The sequence below is a fragment of the Streptomyces sp. MA5143a genome (genome assembly GCF_900290235.1).
In the GTDB taxonomy this organism is placed as follows: Bacteria; Actinomycetota; Actinomycetes; order Streptomycetales; family Streptomycetaceae; genus Streptomyces.
Map to the genome: position 1 here is coordinate 95742 of NZ_OLMK01000034.1, position 16656 is coordinate 112397.

17 protein-coding genes, 1 pseudogene and 1 riboswitch are annotated in these 16656 nt (G+C 71.6%); of the genes and pseudogenes, 8 read left to right on the plus strand and 10 right to left on the minus strand.

What is annotated here, in order from left to right; translation table 11 throughout:
- The first annotated feature begins 21 nt into the window (after positions 1 to 21).
- Entirely contained in the window at positions 22 to 672 is a 651-nt protein-coding gene (locus SMA5143A_RS43035; protein WP_181361892.1) for a polysaccharide deacetylase family protein, read from the plus strand.
- A gap of 45 nt (positions 673 to 717) precedes the next feature.
- A pseudogene (locus SMA5143A_RS16980) lies at positions 718 to 1044 on the plus strand (mycothiol transferase); the annotation flags it as partial.
- Here the strand turns inward: SMA5143A_RS16980 and SMA5143A_RS16985 are convergent.
- Positions 1034 to 1603 carry a cysteine hydrolase family protein gene (locus SMA5143A_RS16985; protein WP_107463755.1) on the minus strand — a complete coding sequence of 190 codons (570 nt, stop codon included), beginning with the start codon at positions 1601 to 1603 and terminating at the stop codon, positions 1034 to 1036. The pseudogene SMA5143A_RS16980 and the gene SMA5143A_RS16985 overlap by 11 nt on opposite strands.
- Positions 1604 to 1791: 188 nt before the next feature.
- Here SMA5143A_RS16985 and SMA5143A_RS16990 point away from each other — a divergent pair, with 188 nt between their 5' ends.
- Complete coding sequence (locus SMA5143A_RS16990; protein WP_107463756.1) at positions 1792 to 3882, plus strand: family 43 glycosylhydrolase; 2091 nt, start codon at positions 1792 to 1794, stop codon at positions 3880 to 3882.
- A gap of 60 nt (positions 3883 to 3942) precedes the next feature.
- On the opposite strand, the gene SMA5143A_RS16995 is transcribed toward SMA5143A_RS16990, so the two are convergent.
- Entirely contained in the window at positions 3943 to 4302 is a 360-nt protein-coding gene (locus tag SMA5143A_RS16995; protein ID WP_055540448.1) for an ArsR/SmtB family transcription factor, read from the minus strand.
- Positions 4303 to 4483: 181 nt separating this feature from the next.
- Here SMA5143A_RS16995 and SMA5143A_RS17000 point away from each other — a divergent pair, with 181 nt between their 5' ends.
- Positions 4484 to 5800: an MFS transporter gene (locus SMA5143A_RS17000; protein WP_107463757.1), complete on the plus strand. Its 1317-nt coding sequence runs from the start codon at positions 4484 to 4486 to the stop codon at positions 5798 to 5800.
- 85 nt (positions 5801 to 5885) lie between these two features.
- Here the strand turns inward: SMA5143A_RS17000 and SMA5143A_RS17005 are convergent, their stop codons facing one another.
- Together SMA5143A_RS17005 and SMA5143A_RS17010 are read right to left on the minus strand one after the other, a co-directional pair.
- The gene (locus SMA5143A_RS17005; RefSeq protein ID WP_107463758.1) at positions 5886 to 7010 is read right to left on the minus strand and encodes a HoxN/HupN/NixA family nickel/cobalt transporter; all 1125 of its coding nucleotides are present in this window, start codon (positions 7008 to 7010) and stop codon (positions 5886 to 5888) included.
- A gap of 134 nt (positions 7011 to 7144) precedes the next feature.
- Complete coding sequence (locus tag SMA5143A_RS17010; protein WP_107463759.1) at positions 7145 to 7882, minus strand: DUF1775 domain-containing protein; 738 nt, start codon at positions 7880 to 7882, stop codon at positions 7145 to 7147.
- A gap of 242 nt (positions 7883 to 8124) precedes the next feature.
- A riboswitch (cobalamin riboswitch) is annotated at positions 8125 to 8308 on the plus strand.
- Between the two features lie 30 nt (positions 8309 to 8338).
- On the opposite strand from SMA5143A_RS17010, the gene SMA5143A_RS17015 reads away from it, so the two are divergent.
- From SMA5143A_RS17015 to SMA5143A_RS17030, 4 genes are read left to right on the plus strand one after another with little or no spacing between them, the layout of a single operon-like run.
- The gene (locus SMA5143A_RS17015; protein WP_107463760.1) at positions 8339 to 9037 is read left to right on the plus strand and encodes an energy-coupling factor ABC transporter permease; all 699 of its coding nucleotides are present in this window, start codon (positions 8339 to 8341) and stop codon (positions 9035 to 9037) included.
- Complete coding sequence (locus SMA5143A_RS17020) at positions 9034 to 9393, plus strand: energy-coupling factor ABC transporter substrate-binding protein (protein ID WP_107463761.1); 360 nt, start codon at positions 9034 to 9036, stop codon at positions 9391 to 9393. The genes SMA5143A_RS17015 and SMA5143A_RS17020 overlap by 4 nt, the downstream gene beginning before the upstream one ends.
- Before the next feature lie 6 nt (positions 9394 to 9399).
- On the plus strand, positions 9400 to 10149 hold the full coding sequence (cbiQ, locus tag SMA5143A_RS17025) for a cobalt ECF transporter T component CbiQ (protein WP_055711212.1): 750 nt from the start codon (positions 9400 to 9402) through the stop codon (positions 10147 to 10149).
- Complete coding sequence (locus SMA5143A_RS17030; RefSeq protein ID WP_107463762.1) at positions 10146 to 11003, plus strand: energy-coupling factor ABC transporter ATP-binding protein; 858 nt, start codon at positions 10146 to 10148, stop codon at positions 11001 to 11003. The genes cbiQ and SMA5143A_RS17030 overlap by 4 nt, the downstream gene beginning before the upstream one ends.
- A gap of 41 nt (positions 11004 to 11044) precedes the next feature.
- On the opposite strand, the gene SMA5143A_RS17035 is transcribed toward SMA5143A_RS17030, so the two are convergent.
- Genes SMA5143A_RS17035 through SMA5143A_RS17060 form a run of 6 tightly spaced genes read right to left on the minus strand, consistent with a single transcriptional unit; the run spans position 11045 to position 16280 of the window.
- The gene (locus SMA5143A_RS17035) at positions 11045 to 11977 is read right to left on the minus strand and encodes an amidohydrolase family protein (RefSeq protein WP_107463763.1); all 933 of its coding nucleotides are present in this window, start codon (positions 11975 to 11977) and stop codon (positions 11045 to 11047) included.
- A complete protein-coding gene (locus SMA5143A_RS17040) occupies positions 11974 to 12285 on the minus strand; it encodes an L-rhamnose mutarotase (protein WP_107463764.1) in 312 nt (103 codons plus the stop codon). The genes SMA5143A_RS17035 and SMA5143A_RS17040 overlap by 4 nt, the downstream gene beginning before the upstream one ends.
- Positions 12282 to 13331: an aldo/keto reductase gene (locus tag SMA5143A_RS17045; protein ID WP_107463765.1), complete on the minus strand. Its 1050-nt coding sequence runs from the start codon at positions 13329 to 13331 to the stop codon at positions 12282 to 12284. Before SMA5143A_RS17045 ends, SMA5143A_RS17040 begins: the two co-directional genes overlap by 4 nt.
- Entirely contained in the window at positions 13328 to 14083 is a 756-nt protein-coding gene (locus SMA5143A_RS17050; RefSeq protein WP_107463766.1) for an SDR family NAD(P)-dependent oxidoreductase, read from the minus strand. Before SMA5143A_RS17050 ends, SMA5143A_RS17045 begins: the two co-directional genes overlap by 4 nt.
- Positions 14080 to 15417, minus strand: a complete 1338-nt coding sequence (locus SMA5143A_RS17055) for an L-fuconate dehydratase (RefSeq protein ID WP_107463767.1) — start codon at positions 15415 to 15417, stop codon at positions 14080 to 14082. Before SMA5143A_RS17055 ends, SMA5143A_RS17050 begins: the two co-directional genes overlap by 4 nt.
- A gap of 11 nt (positions 15418 to 15428) precedes the next feature.
- Positions 15429 to 16280 (minus strand): fumarylacetoacetate hydrolase family protein, encoded by an 852-nt coding sequence (locus SMA5143A_RS17060; protein WP_107463768.1) that lies wholly within the window; start codon positions 16278 to 16280, stop codon positions 15429 to 15431.
- Between the last annotated feature and the right edge of the window lie 376 nt (positions 16281 to 16656).

Here is a 16656-nt window from a genome sequence, read left to right on the forward strand (position 1 = left end):
CTGTTCGGGTCGGAGAACCGCGTGATCCGTACGTCTGAGCGGGTGGCCGCGGTGACCTTCAACGCGGCTTGGAACGACGCCGGCCTCGACAGCATTCTCGACGACCTCGCCCGTCGGCGTACACCTGCCACGTTCTTCCTGACCGGCGCTTTCGCCGACCGTCACCCCGAGGTGGTCAGGAGGGTAGCGGCCGCAGGGCACGGGCTGGGCAACCACTCCTACAGCCATCCCTCCTTCAAGGACCTGACCACAGCCGGACGACGCCGCGAGGTCCAGGCAGCGGACCAGGCCCTGCGCGCGGCCGGGGCGGGACAGTCCCTGACACCGTTCTTCCGGTTTCCCTACAGCGAGACCGGCGCCGCCCTGATCGACGAGGTCAACGGCCTGGGTTTCGCGGACATCGAATACACCGCCGACACCAATGGATGGAAGGGCACCGAAGGCGGCATGACCGTGGACCTCGCGGTGGGCCGGGCGCTGGACGCCCTGCGTCCAGGGGCGATCACGCAAATGCACGTCGGTACGTCCGAGGGCGGCGCCGAGGTGATCGACGCGCAGGCCCTGCCGCGGATTCTCGACGCGATCACCGCACGTGGCTACCGCGTCATCGACCTCCGCACCCTGCTCACCCCGGTGGCCGGCCCGGCAGACCGCGGGAACCCACCGGGTTGAGGCAGGCGCCCGCTCCGGAGCAGCTCAGCAGCAGAATGCGGGGCCGACGAGACCAGCGAGCAGATCATCGGGTTCTACCGGCGTGCGTGGGCACACTCGGACGCGACGACCAACGAGCTTTCACTCGACGCCCCCGGCCATGTGCCGTGGTGGCCCGAGCCCCGTCCCGACACGAACCTGTTCGCCGTCATGGTCCATGTCCTCTCCGAGTCCGTCCGGCGTGCCGGGCACGCCGATGTCCTCCGCGAGGGCCTCGACGGCCGGACCGGGTTGCGCGCCGAACACGAGACGCGGATCGACGAGGAAGACCGTGCAGCGTACTGCGCGAAGATCGAGCGGGCCGCCAGGTCGGCCGCGCCGATCAAGGCGTAGACGGTGCGATCATTTTGAGCCAGTCCTCGACGGTGACGACATCCGCCCACTGCGGGAACAGCCTTTCGGTGAGCATCGTGTGGACCTCGGGGTCGGTGTCGAGGCAGGCGTCCGTCAGGACGGTGAGACCGAAGTCCAGGTCGATGGCGCGCCACAGGGTGGACAGCACCACGGCGCTGGTGGCGATGCCGGTGAGAACGAGGCTGTCGATGTCGCGGGCCCTGAGGACCAGGTCGAGGTCACTGCCCGAGAACGCGCTCCCCCTCCTCTTGGTCACCACCACGTCGCCCTGCTGGGGCGCGACGTCGTCATGGATCTCGGTGCCGGGGGCGCCCTCGGTGAACAGGCCGGCCCGCAGCACGTTCGCCATCACCTTGTTGCGCGGGCTGACTTGCGGATCGCCCGGCCGTAACCCCATCACCACGTAGATCACGGGGATGCCGGCAGCCCGGGCACCGTCGATCGCTCTGCGGAGGCGCGGCAGGTAGCCGGAACCGTGGTCGGCGATGGCCACGACGTCCCGTTGGACGTCCATCACCAGAAGTGCGCTGTTCGCCATGGTCGCCATTCCTTCTCCGTCGGGAAACGAGCGAGTCTGATCCTTGTCCTGCACCCCTCCTTCGCGGTCGAAACTTTCGAGGGCGTCAGGGAGTAGTTCGGTGATTGACGCGCGTCAGCGCAGATAGCAACACTCTTCGACGGGTTTCCAACAGGAAGCGCCAAAAGCTCGCAGCCCTGGAGGTCGGCTTGCAGGACTACGCCGGTTACGTCTTCGTCTACTTCACCGGCGAGGGCAGCCCGGACGGCGAGCAGATCCGGTTCGCGCTCAGCCGGGGCGACGACCCCCTCCGCTGGCGCGAGATGAACGGCGGGGCCCCTGTCCTGACGTCGGACCTCGGGACGAAGGGCCTGCGTGACCCGTTCCTCGTCCGCTCGCCGCGGGGCGACGGGTTCCATCTGATCGCCACCGACCTCCGTATGCACGGCGAGCAGGACGGCGACTGGGACCGTGTCCAGCGCACGGGCAGCACCGCGCTGATGGTCTGGGACAGCACCGACCTCGTGAACTGGACCGACCCGCGCCTGGTCCGCCTCGCCCCCGGCACGGCCGGGAACCTCTGGGCGCCGGAGGCGTGTCACGATCCCGACCGGGACGAGTACGTCGTGTTCTGGGCCTCCAAGCTGTACGCCACCGACGACCCGGAGCACACCGCCGACACGCACAACGTGATGCTGTACGCGACCACCCGCGACTTCCGTGTCTTCGGCGAACCCCGGCTCTGGAACGACCCCGGTCACTCCGTCATCGACTCGACGGTCGTCCGGCACGACGGCGCCTACTACCGCTTCACCAAGGACGAGCGCGCCAACTCGCCCGAGGCGCCCGGCGGGAAGTTCATCACCGTGGAGAAGTCGGCCGACCTGAGGGCGACGTCGTACGCGTTCGTGGCCGACGGCGTGGGGCAGGGAGTGATCGAACAGGGTGAGGGCCCGATCGTGTTCAGGTCCAACTCCGAGGCCAAGTGGTACCTGTTCATCGACGAGTTCAGCGGGCGCGGCTACGTCCCCTTCGAGACCACCGACCTCGACTCCGGCACGTGGACGCCCTGCGAGGACCACGCACTGCCACCCGGGGCCCGGCACGGCTCCGTCCTGCCCGTGACCCGGGCGGAGTACGAGCGGCTGTTGGCCGCGTACGCGCCGGGCACGTCCGTCGTCGACGCCCATCTGCGGGCGGGGCTGAAGGCGTACGCCCTCGTCGACGAGCACACCTCGAAGGTCGTGCTGCCCCTGCACCCGGGCACCGAACTCGACACGCTCGCACCGGACTTCGACCTCGCTGCGGGCGCGAGCATCGACCCTCCGTCCGGCACCCCGCGCGACTTCCGCACCCCGCGCCCGTACACGGTCACGGCCGCCGACGGCACCCGGCGGACCTGGACGGTCGAGGCGCTCCCCATGCGCAGCCCGCTGCTGCCGGGGCTGACCGCCGACCCCAACATCCAGGAGTTCGGCGGCCGTTACTACATCTACCCGACGACGGACGGCTTCGAGGGCTGGGGCGGCACCCGGTTCACGGTGCACTCCTCCGACGACCTCGTCACCTGGCAGGACCACGGCGTCGTCCTGGACCTGGAGACCGATGTGAGCTGGGCGGACCGGTATGCCTGGGCACCGGCCGCCGGGGAGCGCGACGGGGCGTACTACTTCTACTTCTGCGCGAACCAGCAGATCGGCGTGGCCGTCGGGGCCAGCCCCACCGGCCCGTTCCGCGACGCGCTCGACCGGCCCCTCATCGCACGGGACGACTACGCCGGCCAGATGATCGACCCGGCCGTGTTCCGGGACGACGACGGCGCCACGTACCTGTACTGGGGCAACACCGAGGCGTACGGGGTCCCCCTCCACGACGACATGGTGTCGTTCGACCCGGAGCGGGTGCGCCGGTTCACCCCGGAGGGCTTCCGCGAGGGCGCGTTCGTCATCAAGCGGCGGGGCGTCTACTACTTCATGTGGTCGGAGGACGACACCCGCAGCGAGGACTACCGGGTCGCCTACGCCACCGGGCCCTCACCGCTCGGGCCGTGGACCAAGAAGGGGGTGATCCTGCGCAAGCGCCCCGAGTACGGGATCCTCGCCACCGGCCATCACACGGTCGTCAACGTCCCCGACACCGACGACTGGTTCATCTGCTACCACCGGTTCGCGATCCCCGGCCCCAAAACGCCGCGCGGCGACGGCACACACCGCGAGTCGACCCTGGACCGGCTGGTGTTCGCGGCCGACGGCTCCATCGAGGAGGTCGTCCCCACGCTCGGGTCCATCGACCCCGTCTGAGGCCCCTCCGGGCGCACGCCTCGGATCGGTCGTACGGCGGCCGTTCACCAGGACGCGGCGTCAGTCGTGGGGCGCCTGTCCGCTGACGCGGTGGTCGGCGTGGCTGAGCGCCTCGACGACCAGGCGCCGCAGATGTCCGTCGCTGAGGCTGTAGTGGATGTGGCGCCCCTCGCGGCGGGTCTGCACGAGCCCCGCGAGCCTCAGCTTCGCGAGGTGCTGGCTGACCGCGGTCCGGGACGCGTCGCAGCGTTCGGCCAGGGATCCGACGTCGGACTCGCCCTGCGCGAGGAGCCACAGCAGATGCAGCCGGGTGACGTCGGAGAGCATCGCGAACACCCCGGTCGCCTCGGTGAGCCGCGCGCTGTCGGGAGCGCGCAGATGCGCACCAGGTGCAGGTGACACGGCGTGGCGTTCTGGCATGAGGCCAGCCTAGGGCCATCGGCCGGGCAGTGGGCCGATCGAGACGGTCGAGACGGTCGAGACGGCGACTCCAGGACCATCATGTGCGCAGATGCGCACATGAGGGCTACACTCGGAGGACATCGCGCGCGGTCGCTTCGACCCGTCGCGCCGAGCCTTCGTGCACAGGGGAGCCGCCCGTATGCTCGCCGTCCTGCGTCACCGCACCTATCGGCATCTGTTCGCCGCCCAGGTCATCGCACTGGTGGGTACGGGTCTCGCGACCGTCGCCCTGGGGCTGCTGGCGTACGACCTGGCGGGCTCCGCCGCCGGGTCCGTGCTGGGCACCGCACTGGCGATCAAGATGGTGGCGTACGTGGCGGTCGCCCCGGCCGTCGGCGCGATCGCGGACCGGCTGCCGCGCCGGGCGCTCATGGTGACGGCGGATCTGGTGCGCGCCGGGGTCGCGGTGTTCCTGCCGTTCGTGGACTCGGTGTGGCAGGTGTACGTCCTGGTGTTCCTCCTCCAGTCGGCGTCCGCGGTGTTCACGCCGACGTTCCAGGCCGTGATCCCCGATGTGCTGCCCGAGGAGCGCGCCTACACCCGGGCGCTGTCGATGTCCCGTCTCGCCTACGACCTGGAGAGCCTCTTCTCCCCCGCCCTCGCGGCGGCCCTGTTGTCCGTCATCACCTACAACTGGCTGTTCACCGGTACCGTTCTCGGCTTCCTCGCATCGGCCGCGCTGGTCGTCTCGGCCGTGCTGCCCGAACGCGCGGCCTGTCCCCGGCCGGGGGGCGGCCGCCGCTCGGGCATCCGCGGGTTCCTCACCGTTCCCCGGCTCCGGGCGCTGCTCGCGCTGGACCTGGCGGTCGCCGCGGCCGGTGCGATGGTCACCGTCAACTCCGTGGTGTACGTCCGTGATGTGCTGGGCCTGTCCGAGGGCGCCGTACCGCTGGCGCTCGGCGCGTACGGGGCCGGGTCGATGGTGGTGGCGCTGGGGCTGCCGCGGCTGCTGGACCGGGTGCCCGACCGCGCGGTGATGCTGCCGGCCGCGCTGCTGCTGACGGTCGTCTTCGCCGGGCTGGGCGCCGTCACCGCGGCGCCGGGCGGCGCGTGGCGGGTGCCCGCGCTGCTCGGCGTGTGGGCCGCGTTCGGCGCGGCGTGCTCGGCGGTGCTCACGCCGACCGGGCGGCTGATCCGGCGGTCCGTGCCGGCCGGGGAGCGCACGGCCGCGTTCGCCGCCCAGTTCTCCCTCTCGCACGGCTGCTGGCTGCTGACCTACCCGCTGGCCGGCTGGCTCGGCGCGACGGCCGGACTCGACTGGACGACGCTCGCCCTGGGGTCGATCGCGCTGGGCGCGGCGCTGCTGGCCCTACGGCTCTGGCCGGCGCCGCCCGCGACCCATGTGCACTCCGACCTGCCCCTCGGCCACCCGCATCTGGCGAACGCGCTACGGGTGCCGACGGGCTGGCGCCACAGCCACGGACGACTCACGGACGGACTCCACGCCGGCCTGTGACGACACCGGTACAGACGGCTCCCCTGGTGACTCACTGGCGCAACTGACTCGGTGGCGCACTGGCGCACTGGCGCACTACGGGAGTTCAGCCCGTCGTCCACTTCTCCTCGATCCGGGCGAGGCGCCACACCAGCAGGGCGATCACCCAGGTCGCGAGGAAGAGGGCGACGACGACATAGCCGACGGTATTGAGGTCGACGCCGGCGACCCGGTCCCAGAACGGGCCGTGCAGGTGGGCCTTCTCGGCGATCAGGCCGAGGAGTTCGACCGTGCCGATGATGAGGGCGACGGCGACCGAGAGGCCGGTGACGGTGAGGTTGTAGTAGACCTTGCGGACCGGCTGGGAGAACGCCCAGCCGTAGGCGAAGTTCATGAACGAGCCGTCGATCGTGTCGAGCAGTGACATGCCGGCCGCGAACAGGACGGGCAGGCACAGGATCGCGTACCAGGGCAGTCCCGAGGCCGCGCCCGATCCCGCCAGCACCAGCAGTGCGACCTCCGTGGCCGTGTCGAAGCCGAGGCCGAAGAGCAGTCCGAGCGGATACATCTGCCACGGCTCGGTGATGGACCGCATCAGCCGGCCGAGGAGCCGGTTCATGAAACCCCGTTTGTTCAACTGCTCCTCCAGCGCGGCCTCGTCGTAGGAGCCCGTCCGCATGGCGCGGAACACCTTCCAGATGCCCGCCGTGATCACCAGGTTGACGATCGCGATGGCGTACAGGAACGTCCCGGAGACGGTGGTGCCGATCCAGCCTGCGACGGCGTGCAGTCCGGAGTCCTCGTTCCGGGTCGGCCTGGCGAGCGCCTTGACGCCGAGGGAGAGCAGGAAGGTGAGGGCGAAGACGACCGATGAGTGGCCGAGGGAGAACCAGAAGCCGACCGACAGCGGCCGTCGCCCCTCGCTCATCAGCTTGCGGGTGGTGTTGTCGATGGCCGCGATGTGGTCGGCGTCGAAGGCGTGCCGCATACCGAGGGTGTAGGCGGTGACGCCCATGCCGATGCCGAAGGTCCTGCTGCCGACGCTGTAGTGCTCGGGGGCGACGATCACGACCAGGGTGAACCAGCCGATGAGGTGCAGCGCCAGGATGAACGCGGCCATCGTGCCGAGGCTCGCCCACTCCTCTCGGGTCATGGAGGCGCGGATCCGACGCCAGGAGAAGCCGCCCTCCCGGGCGGGGGCCGGGCGGGCGGTGTCGGGAACGGTGGCCATGGAGCGTGCGCCTTCTGTCGTCGAGCGGTCGGCCCCCTCAGCCTTGTGCCCGGCGATCAGTAGCTGCAAGTAGGTCGCAGTAAAGCCCGTGCCACGTTTCGGTCAGGTCGCGGCACGGCCTGCGGTCGCCGGGGTCAGGCGGAGCCTTCTCGGCGGCTTCGCCACCACCACAGGCCGCCGCCCAGGACGAGGACGGCCGCGCCGATGCCGAGGGGGACGGCCAGGGGGAGGCCGTCGTCGTCGGTGTCGTCCGCCGCGGGCTTCGCCGACGGATCCGGGGACTTGTCGGCGCTGGGCTCCTCCGAAGGGGCCGCCGTCGAGGGCTCCTCCGAAGGGCTGGGGGTGGGGCTGACGAGCTTCGCGCCGGGCGCGGCGGGCTTCAGGTCCAGACGGGGCGCCGGGTGACCGTGGCCGTGTCCGTCACCGCCGGAGTCGTCCAGTTCGATCCAGCGGTCCACCTTGCCGTCGCTGTAGGACTGAAGGGTCTTGAACACGAGCGACGTGACGTCGGGCAACTGCCGTACGGTGACCTCGTACTCGGCGTCCTCCCCCACCGCGAGCTTCGGTCCGGAGACGGTGTAGCCCCGGTCGGTGGCGGCGAACTTCCAGCCCTTGGGGCCCTCTTCGTACGTGACGTCGGCGGGGGCGATGCCCTTCGGCAGGATCACCTCCAGCTTCGTGATGCCGGCCGAGGCGGACTCCGACTCGGCGGAGAAGGTCAGCTCGACGTTCTGGTCGAGGGCGCGGGCGCCCTCCGCCTCGACCTCCGTATGGGCCGCGGCCGGTGCCGCGGTGGCGACGGCGACCGCGAGCGCGGTCGCGGTGAGGACGCCGAGACGGCGCGTGCTGCGTGCCAGGGTCGGGCGGTGCACAGCTGACTCCCTTGTGCCGAAGGTGTGAAGCCTGCATTCAAGCGCAGGGCTTACGGACCGGCAAAGGGCGGCCCCCGGCACCGGGACGGTCGCGGCACCGGCAAATCCGTCGTACGGGGCAGGGGTGTTGTGCCTCCCGGGGTGTGCGCCGCGTGGGACTGCTGGGGTGTGCGCCGGGGTGTGTGCTGTTCACCACCGTCCTCACGCCCCCGTCTGCGCTTGTCAGCGCCCTTGTCCGGGCACTACTGTCACCACGCCTTGGTGAACGGGAAATCCGGTGTGATGCCGGTGCGGCCCTCGCCACTGTGATCGGGAAGTCCGGCTCCAGTCCTCGCGGACAGCCACTGGGTCCTTGTGACCCGGGAAGGCGGAGCACGGGCGGTGGTACCCGTCAGCCAGGAGACCGGCCAAGGCACGTCAACCATCCACGAGGTGCTGGAGAGGGTCTGCTGAGCCATGCACATAGCCGAGGGTTTCCTTCCTCCGGCGCACGCGATCGCCTGGGGTGTCGCGTCCGCGCCGTTCGTCGTCCACGGAGTACGGTCACTCACCCGTGAGGTCAGGGAGCACCCGGAGAGCACGCTGCTGCTCGGTGCCTCGGGGGCCTTCACCTTCGTCCTGTCCGCGCTGAAGCTGCCCTCCGTCACCGGCAGTTGCTCCCATCCCACCGGCACCGGACTGGGCGCCATCCTGTTCCGGCCGCCGATCATGGCGGTGCTGGGCACCATCACCCTGCTCTTCCAGGCCCTGTTGCTCGCCCACGGCGGCCTGACCACGCTCGGCGCGAACGTCTTCTCCATGGCGATCGTCGGCCCCTGGGTCGGATACGCCGTCTACAAGGTGCTGCGGCGCTACGACGTGCCGTTGATGGTCGCGGTGTTCTTCGGCGCGTTCTTCGCCGACCTGTCCACCTACTGCGTCACCAGCGTCCAGCTCGCGCTCGCGTTCCCCGACCCGAGCAGCGGGTTCCTGGGCGCGCTCGGCAAGTTCGGTTCCATCTTCGCCGTCACCCAGCTCCCCCTCGCGGTGAGCGAGGGCCTGCTCACGGTGCTCGTGATGCGGCTCCTGACGCAGTCGAGCAAGGGCGAGCTGACGCGGCTCGGGGTGCTCGTGGCGGGCAAGCGGGACACGACGACCGAGGCGGTGGCGCGATGAGCCGGAACACGAAGATCAACCTCCTGCTGCTGGTGGTCGTGGCCGCGCTCGCGGTGCTGCCGCTGGCCCTCGGCCTCGGCGACCACAAGAAGGAACCGTTCACGGGGTCGGACGGGGAGGCCGAGAGCGCGATCACCGAGATCGAGCCGGACTACAAGCCGTGGTTCTCCCCCCTGTACCAGCCGCCCTCCGGTGAGATCGAGTCCGCGCTGTTCTCCCTCCAGGCCGCCCTCGGCGCGGGCGTCCTCGCCTACTACTTCGGCCTGCACCGGGGCCGCCGCCAGGGTGAGGCGCGGTCGCTGGCACAGCAGGGGACCGCGAAGACGCCGGCCGGGTCCGGCGCCGAAGAGGTCTGACGCCACGTGCTGCCGATCGACGAGGCGGCGCACAGCAGTCGCTGGCGCCGCCGCCACCCCGTGGACAAGGCCGTGCTCGGGCTCGGCCTCACCGTGCTCGCGATCTCGCTGCCGCCCTGGCCCGGCGCGGCCCTGGTCCTGCTGACGTCGCTGGTCGTGCTGCTGGGACCGGCAGGCGTGCCGCGCCGCCGACTGTGGCGCGCCTACCGGGTGCCGCTCGGGTTCTGTGTGACCGGGGCGCTGCCGCTGCTCGTCCAGGTCGGCGGGCCCGACGGTTTCGTGACCCTCGCCGAGGGCGGTCCGGTCCGTGCGGCGGAGCTGCTGCTGCGAACCTCCGCCGCCTCCCTGGGCGTCCTGCTGTTCGCCTTCACCACCCCCATGTCCGATCTGCTGCCCCGGCTGGTGCGGGCCGGCGTGCCCGCGCCGGTGGTGGACGTCGCCCTGGTGACGTACCGCATGAGCTTCCTGCTCCTGGACTCCGTACGCCGGATCCGCGACGCGCAGGCGGCCCGGCTCGGGCACACCACGCGGGCCGCCACCTGGCGGTCCCTCGCCGGGCTCGGCGCGACGGCGTTCGTGCGGGCCTTCGACCGGGCGGCGCGGCTCCAGACGGGTCTCGCCGGGCGGGGCTACGACGGGACCCTGCGTGTCCTGGTGCCCGAGGCGCGGGTCTCCGTCCGCTTCACCACGGTCAGTGTGGTCCTCCTCGCGGCCGTGGCCGCTCTCACCTTCGTCCTGGAAAGGCCGCTGACATGAGCGAGCCCGTGCTGGTCGCCCTGCGGGGCGTGTCCTTCGCGTACGAGGACGGCCCGGCCGTGCTCAGCGATCTCGACTTCGAGGTGCGGGAGGGCCGCGCGCTCGCCCTGCTGGGCCGCAACGGCAGCGGCAAGACGACACTGATGCGGCTCCTCAGCGGCGGACTGCGGCCCCGCTCGGGCGAGTTGTCGGTCGAGGGGCGGCCGGTGTCGTACGACCGCAAGGGCCTGACCGGGCTGCGGACGACCGTCCAGCTGGTGGTGCAGGACCCCGACGACCAGCTGTTCGCGGCGTCGGTCGCCCAGGACGTGTCGTTCGGGCCGCTGAACCTCGGACTGCCCGACGACCAGGTGCGGATACGGGTGGACGAGGCACTCGCCGCGCTCGGTGTCTCCGCCCTGGCGGACCGGCCCACCCATCTGCTCTCCTACGGCCAGCGCAAGCGGACCGCGATCGCCGGAGCCGTGGCGATGCGCCCCCGGGTGCTGATCCTCGACGAGCCGACAGCGGGCCTCGACCCCGACGGCCAGGAACGGCTGCTCGCCACCCTGGACGGGCTCCGCCGGTCCGGCACGACCGTGGTGATGGCCACCCATGACGTCGATCTGGCGCTGCGGTGGGCCGACGACGCGGCGCTGCTCACCCCGGCCGGCGCGCGGACGGGCCCGGTGGCCGCGATGCTGGCCCGCACGGACCTCCTCGAACAGGCGGGGCTGCGCCTCCCCTGGGGCATCGCGGTCACCCGGCTCCTGCGCGAGCAGGGCCTGTTGCAGGACGACGCGCCCGGCCCGCGCACCCCCGACGAGCTGGCCGCGCTGGCGGGTGCCGCTCCCCCGGTGCCGGCCGACGGCTGACCCCGGCCGTACAGCCGGGGCGGGCGCTTCGGCGGCGTGGGTCAGATCCGCAGGCCGTAGGTGCGGACGGCGCAGCCCGCGAAGACGTCGCGGTGTTCGGCCGGACTGAGCCCGGACACCAATGTCTCGGCCGTGTCCAGGACTTGGCGGTAGTCGGAGGCGAGCCGGCAGACGGGCCAGTCGGAGCCGAACATCAGCCGGTCGGGGCCGAACGCGTCCAGGACGGTGTCCGCGTACGGCTGGAGATCCGTGACCCGCCAGGTGTCCCAGTCGGCCTCCGTGACCAGACCGGACAGCTTGCAGACGGTGTTCGGCAGGGCGGCCAGCCGCCGTATCTCCCCTGCCCATGGCTCCAGTTCACCGGAGGCGACGGGCGGTTTGGCCAGGTGGTCGAGGACGAAGGTGAGCCGGGGCAGGCGCCGGGCGGCCTCCACGGCGGCCGGGAGCTGGTGGGGCTTCACCAGCAGGTCGTAGACGAGACCCGCGTCGGCGACGGCGGCCATGCCGCGCAGTACGTCGGGGCGCGTCAGCCAGCGGGGGTCCGGTTCGCCCTGCACCTGGTGGCGGATGCCCACCAGGTGCTCACCGCCCGGCCCTTCGCGCAGCCCGGCGAGGGTGTCGGCGACCTCGGGCGAGGTGAGGTCGGTCCAGCCGACGACCCCGGCGACCAGGTCGCTGCCGGCGGCCAGGGCGAGGAACTCGGGGGTCTCCTCGGCCACCGTGACCGTCTGCACCAGCACGGTGGCGGCGACTCCGGCGGCACGTGCCTCCGGTTCCAGGTCCACGAGGGAGAAGTCACGGCGCAGCGGGGCGAGTTCGGGACCGGTGATCCAGTCCTGGTCGCGGACGGAGAGGTCCCAGACATGGTGGTGGGCGTCGACGACCCCGACGCCCCCTTCCGTGCCCCCGCCCGCGACACCCGTGACGGTGGCGCCGGCGGACGCGGGCGGACCGCCGGTGTCCGTCCCGCTCACAGTTCCCACACCACGGGCAGTGAGGCGTCGGAGCCGTCCGCGGAGTAGTCGTGGACGACGTCCAGGATCTCGGCCATGCGGGCCTGCCAGGCGATGTTGACGGGCAGTCTCTCCAGCTCCGCGATCATCGCCGGGTAGTCCTCGACCTCCAGGACGTGGAAGAGGTCGGTGCCGCTGCGCCAGATCGTCCATGCGCTGACCCCGGCGGCGCGGATCGCGGCGGTCAGTTCCTCGGGCACCTCGCGGTGCGCCGACTCGTACTCGGTGACGCGGTCCGCGCGGACCTTGGTGTGCAGGGCGACCCTCACGACGGCTCCTTCGGCAACGGGGTTCCCTCGACGGGCGGGTGCGGCGGCGTCGTCGTCCGGGGCGTGGGCACCGGGACGTCCGGGGCGAGCAGACCTTCCGCGCGCAGCTCGTCCCAGAGGGCGGCCGGCAGGGGGGCGGTCAGCTGATCCACGGTGTCGCGCACCTCGGCGGTGGAGCGGGCGCCGGTGAGGACGCTGGCGACCGCCGGGTGGCCGAGCGGGAAGCGGAGGGCGGCGGCGCGCAGGGGCACGCCGTGGCGTTCGGTGACCGCCTTGAGGCGGCGGGCCCGGTCGAGGACGGGCTCCGGCGCGGGCGCGTAGTCGTAGGTGGCGCCGGGAGCGGGGTCGGTGAGGAGGCCCGAATTGAGGACGCCGCCGATGAGGACGCTTCTGCCGCGGACGGCGGCCTCGGGGAGCAGTTCGGTGAGGCCCTCCTGTTCGAGGAGGGTGTAGCGGCCGGCGAGGAGGACCACGTCGATGTCGGTCTCGCGCAGGAAACGGGCGGGGAGCGCGGACTGGTTCATGCCGACGCCGATCGCGCCGACGGTTCCTTCGCCGCGGAGGCGTTCCAGTGCCGGGTACGCCTCGTCGAGGGCCTGCTCGGCGTGGTTGTCGGGGTCGTGCAGGAGGACGATGTCCACCCGGTCCAGGCCCAGACGGTCCAGGCTGGCTTCGAGGGAGCGGCGGACGCCGTCGGCGCTGAAGTCCCAGACGCGGCGCAGGGTCGCGGGGACGGCGAAGCCGTTGGCCAGGTCGTCGCCGTCCCCGTCGCCTTCGGCGGGCACGAGCAGGCGGCCGACCTTCGTGGAGACGGTGTAGGTGTCGCGGGGGCGGTCGCGCAGGGCCTCGCCGAGGCGGCGTTCGGACAGGCCGAGGCCGTAGTGGGGTGCCGTGTCGAAGGTGCGGATCCCGGCGTCCCAGGCGGCGTCGATCGCGGCGGCGGCCTCCTCGTCGGTCACCGGGCGGTAGAGGTTGCCGATGCCGGCGGCACCGTAGGACAGTTCGGTGACCTCGACATCGGTGCGGCCGAGGGTCCTGGTCCTCATGAGGCCGCCGGTCGGACCCGGAGGCCCTGCATGCCGCCGTCGACGGCGAGGGAGGTGCCGGTGACGGAGGCCGCGGCGGGGCTCGCCAGATAGGCGATGGCGGCGGCGACCTCGTCGGGGGCGACGAGGCGTCCCATGGGCTGGCGGGCGTTGAGGGCGGCGCGCTCGGCGTCGGGGTCGTCGGCCGCGTCGAGGAGCCGGCCGACCCACGGGGTGTCGGCGGTGCCGGGGTTGACGCAGTTGACGCGGATGCCCTCGCGGACGTGGTCGGCGGCCATGGCGAGGGTCAGGGAGAGGACGGCGCCCTTGCTGGCGCAGTACAGGGCGCGCTGCGGCAGCCCGGCGGTCGCGCCGATGGAGCAGGTGTTCACGATGGCCGCGTGGTCGGAGTTCCGCAGGTGCGGCAGGGCGGCGCGGCTGGTGCGCACGATGCCGAGGACGTTGACGTCGAGGACCTGGTGCCACTGTTCGTCGGGGTTGTCCTCGACGGTGCCGATGGCGCCGACGCCGGCGTTGTTGACGAGGATGTCCAGACCGCCGAGGTGTGCGACGGCGTCGCCCACGGCGGCCCGTACGGAGGCGTCGTCCGTGACGTCCGCCTTGACGGCCAGCAGCGGCGGCGGGACGTCGGAGGGGTTCAGGTCGAACACGGCGACCCCGGCCCCCCGCGCGGCCAGCAGCCGGGCGGTGGCCAGTCCGATCCCGGACGCGCCACCCGTGACGATCGCGCGCAGCCCTGTCAGATCCGTCATGCGACTTCCTCCCGTCCAGCGAGGTCGGCGGCCCAGAACGTGCCGTCGGGGTAACGGTATTGGGCGAGCGACCCGGGGTGCATGGTGGCGGAGAAACCGGGGGTGCGTGGTGCGAGGTAGTGGCCCTCGTGCAGCACGACCGGGTCGGTGAAGTGCTCGTGGAGGTGGTCGACGTACTCGATGACCCGGTCGTCGGTGGTGCCGGAGAGGGCCAGGTAGTCGAACATCGACAGGTGCTGGACCAGTTCGCACAGGCCGACCCCGCCGGCGTGCGGGCAGACCGGTACGCCGAACTTCGCGGCGAGCAGCAGGATGGCGAGGTTCTCGTTGACGCCGCCGACGCGGGCGGCGTCGATCTGGAGGACGTCGATGGCGCCCGCCTGGAGGAGCTGCTTGAACACGATGCGGTTCTGGACGTGTTCGCCGGTGGCGACCTTCACGGGGGTGACGCCCTCGCGGACGGCGGCGTGGCCGAGGATGTCGTCGGGGCTGGTGGGCTCCTCGATCCAGTACGGGTCGAACTCGGCGAGGGCGCGGGTCCATTCGACGGCCTCGCCGATGTTCCAGCGCTGGTTGGCGTCGATGGCGATGCGGACCCCGGATCCGACGGCGGCACGTGCGGTGCGCATCCGGCGGACGTCGTCGGCGAGGTCTGCTCCGACCTTGAGCTTGATCTGGGTGAAGCCGTCGGCGACGGCCTGCACGGCGAGCCGGGTGAGCTTCTCGTCGGAGTAGCCGAGCCAGCCCGGTGAGGTGGTGTAGCCGGGGTAGCCGCGCTCCAGCAGTGCCGCCTCGCGCTCGGCGAGCCCGGTCCTGCCCTCGCGGAGCATACGGAGGGCGTCCTCGGGGGTGAGGGCGTCGGCGATGTAGCGGAAGTCGATCTGGGAGACCAGCCACTCGGGGTCGGCGTGGGCGAGCAGCCGCCACAGCGGCTGGCCCTGCCGCTTGGCGGCCAGGTCCCACACGGCGTTGACGACGGCGCCGATCGCCATGTGCATCACGCCCTTCTCGGGGCCGAGCCAGCGCAGCTGGCTGTCGCCGATCAGGTCGCGGTTGAGGGAGCCGGGGTCGGCGCACAGCGCGTCCACCGAGCGGCCGAGGAGGTGGGGGCGGAGGGCGCCGATGGCGGCGACCTGGACGTCGTTGCCGCGGCCGATGGTGAAGGTGAAGCCGTGGCCTTCGAGCCCGTCGCCGGCGTCGGTGCGCAGCACGACGTAGGCGGCGGAGTAGTCGGGATCCGGGTTCATGGCGTCGGACCCGTCCAGCTCCCGTGAGGTGGGGAACCGGATGTCGTAGGTGTCGACCGCGGTGATCCGGGCGGGGGTTGCAGTCAAGGGAGTGCCTTTCACGCTTGGCCGAAGGTCTGGCGCTGGCCTCCGAGCCCGTCGATCTCGAGCTCGACGGTGTCGCCGGCGCGGAGATAGGGGGTGCCGGGCAGGCCGAGGGCCACGCCCGCGGGCGTCCCGGTGTTGATCACGTCGCCCGGCTCCAGGACCATGTACCGGCTGAGGTACGCCACGATCTGGTGGACCGGGAAGATCATGTCGCGGGTGTGGCCGTGCTGGCGCTTGACGCCGTTGACGCTCAGCCGCAGCTCCAGGTCCTGCGGGTCGTCGACCTCGTCGGCGGTGACCAGCCAGGGCCCCAGCGGGTTGAAGGTCTCGCAGGACTTGCCGAGGTCCCACTGGGGCGAGTACTCGAGCTGGAACTCGCGTTCGGAGACGTCGTGGCTGACCGCGTAGCCCGCGATCACCCCGGCCGCCTCGTCGGGGCCCTCCAGGTAGCGGGCGCGGCGGCCGATCACGACGGCGAGCTCGACCTCCCAGTCGGTCTTCACCGAGCCGCGCGGGACCAGCACCTCGTCGTGGGGGCCGACGACGGTGCCAGGGTCCTTCATGAAGACGACGGGGCGTTCGGGGATCGCGGCCCCGGTCTCGGCGGCGTGGTCGCGGTAGTTGAGTCCCACGCAGACGATCTTGCCGGGGCGGGCGACGGGGGCGCCGATCCGCAGGCCGCCGGGGTCGAGCTCGGGCAGTCCGCCCGCTTCGAGGGCGGCGCGGACCCGCTCGATGCCGCCGGAGCCGAGGAAGGCGCCGTCGATGTCAGCGGTCACGGCGGACAGGTCCAGCAGCCGGCCGTCAGCGGCGCGGACCGCGGGGCGCTCCTCGCCGGGGGCGCCGACGCGTAGCAGTTTCACTGAGCAGTTCCCTTGCCATAGGAGATCAGGAGATCAGGAGATCAGGAGTCATCGGAGGAATGGCGCACCGTGACTGTAGAGGTCGAACGGCGGACTGACAACGCATTCCTCGGATGTATTTGCCGGATGCGGCCACTCCCCGCAGGTCAAAGGTCCTTCATGGGCGAAATAGTCCTGTGGTCACCGAGAGAGGGTCGTCGGACCGCCGACGGAAATCACTGCGAACTACCTCTTGTCAGTGCCCGCAATGCCGTCGTAACGTCCTCGTCGTCCGAGATACATCGGAGGAATCGTTCCGCGGGTTCCCACGGATTCCCACGGCGTCATGTCTGCTCAAACTCCGTTGCTCGCACACCGGTTGACCCTCGCCCCTCCC

Bases quoted from the DNA above. Each gene is read 5' to 3' on its own strand.
- SMA5143A_RS17000 (WP_107463757.1), top strand. From the start codon at position 4,484: ATGCTCGCCGTCCTGCGTCACCGCACCTATCGGCATCTGTTCGCCGCC.
- SMA5143A_RS17005 (WP_107463758.1), bottom strand. From the start codon at position 7,010: ATGGCCACCGTTCCCGACACCGCCCGCCCGGCCCCCGCCCGGGAGGGC.
- SMA5143A_RS17030 (WP_107463762.1), top strand. From the start codon at position 10,146: ATGAGCGAGCCCGTGCTGGTCGCCCTGCGGGGCGTGTCCTTCGCGTAC.
- SMA5143A_RS17050 (WP_107463766.1), bottom strand. From the start codon at position 14,083: ATGACGGATCTGACAGGGCTGCGCGCGATCGTCACGGGTGGCGCGTCC.
- SMA5143A_RS16995 (WP_055540448.1), bottom strand. From the start codon at position 4,302: ATGCCAGAACGCCACGCCGTGTCACCTGCACCTGGTGCGCATCTGCGC.
- SMA5143A_RS16985 (WP_107463755.1), bottom strand. From the start codon at position 1,603: ATGGCGAACAGCGCACTTCTGGTGATGGACGTCCAACGGGACGTCGTG.
- SMA5143A_RS17020 (WP_107463761.1), top strand. From the start codon at position 9,034: ATGAGCCGGAACACGAAGATCAACCTCCTGCTGCTGGTGGTCGTGGCC.
- SMA5143A_RS17045 (WP_107463765.1), bottom strand. From the start codon at position 13,331: ATGAGGACCAGGACCCTCGGCCGCACCGATGTCGAGGTCACCGAACTG.
- SMA5143A_RS17015 (WP_107463760.1), top strand. From the start codon at position 8,339: ATGCACATAGCCGAGGGTTTCCTTCCTCCGGCGCACGCGATCGCCTGG.